General features: G+C 66.8%; 1 protein-coding gene and 1 pseudogene. One reads left to right on the top strand and one right to left on the bottom strand.

Features of this window, described 5'->3' with window-relative positions; translation table 11 throughout:
- Positions 1–253, bottom strand: a pseudogene (locus FKP22_RS31160) (histone deacetylase family protein); the annotation flags it as partial.
- Between the two features lie 86 nt (positions 254–339).
- Between FKP22_RS31160 and FKP22_RS31165 the strand changes: the two are divergent.
- The coding region (locus tag FKP22_RS31165) for an AAA family ATPase (RefSeq protein ID WP_141292033.1) at positions 340–1,143 on the top strand (804 nt) is incomplete at its 3' end.

Here is a 1,143-nt window from a genome sequence, read left to right on the forward strand (position 1 = left end):
CCACCGCACAGGGCTGGCCGCTCTCTGCCACCTGCTGCATGCGCTCGCCCAGCTCGCAGAGGTAGGCCTCGGCATGGGCGTGCTGCAGGTCCGCGCGGTCGGCCAGCGGCACGTCGAAGCGGGTCAGCGCCACGTCCAGCCCGGAGGCCAGCAACTGGTCCTCGATCGCGTCCAGCCGCTGCGGGCACTCGGGATGGCCACGGCCCATGTCATGGGCGCGGCAGTCAGGATGGGTGAAGTAGCCGGTGGTCATGAAGGTCCGGCGAGCCGGTGCGTTGTCTCTTGGAAACGGGTTCGGCGAGCCCGTTGCGGCTGCAGAATCTGCGTTATCGTGAGCCGATGAACAGCGTTGAACTGCAGTCCCGGTTGTCTCGTCTCAAGAGCCAGATTAGCACGATCATCGTCGGCAAGCCGATCCAGATCGACGACAGCCTGGCCTGCCTGCTGGCAGGTGGCCACCTGCTGATCGAAGACCTGCCAGGCGTTGGCAAGACCACGCTGGCGCACACGCTGGCGGTCACGCTGGGCCTGCAGTTCTCGCGGGTGCAGTTCACGGCCGACCTGATGCCCAGCGACCTGATCGGCGTGTCCATCTTCGAGCGCCAGAAGGAAGGCTTTGTCTTCCACCCCGGTCCGGTCTTCACGCAGGTGCTGCTGGCTGACGAGATCAACCGCGCCGGCCCGAAGACCCAGAGCGCGCTGCTCGAAGCGATGGAAGAGCACCAGGTCTCGGTCGAAGGCGAGACCCGGCCGCTGCCCAAGCCGTTTTTTGTCATTGCGACGCAAAACCCCAGCGAGCAGCTGGGCACCTACCCTCTGCCCGAGAGCCAGCTGGACCGCTTCCTGATGTGCATCACGCTGGGTTACCCGGACCGCCAGGCCGAGCGCGCGCTGCTGTCGGGCAGCGACCGGCGCGAGGCGGTCGCGCAACTGCAGCCGGTGATGACCTCCAATGAGTTGATCGAGGCGATGAATGCGGTCAAGCAGATCTTCGTCTCGGAATCGCTGCTGGACTACCTGCAGGCGCTGATCGCCGCGACCCGCTCGGGCCAGTGGTTCGTCGCCGGGCTGTCGCCGCGTGCCGGCATTGCGGTGTTGCGATTGGCGCGCGCTCGCGCGCTGCTCGCGGGGCGCGACCATGTC

This window comes from Ideonella azotifigens, assembly GCF_006519715.1.
Classification (GTDB): domain Bacteria; phylum Pseudomonadota; class Gammaproteobacteria; order Burkholderiales; family Burkholderiaceae_C; genus Ideonella; species Ideonella azotifigens.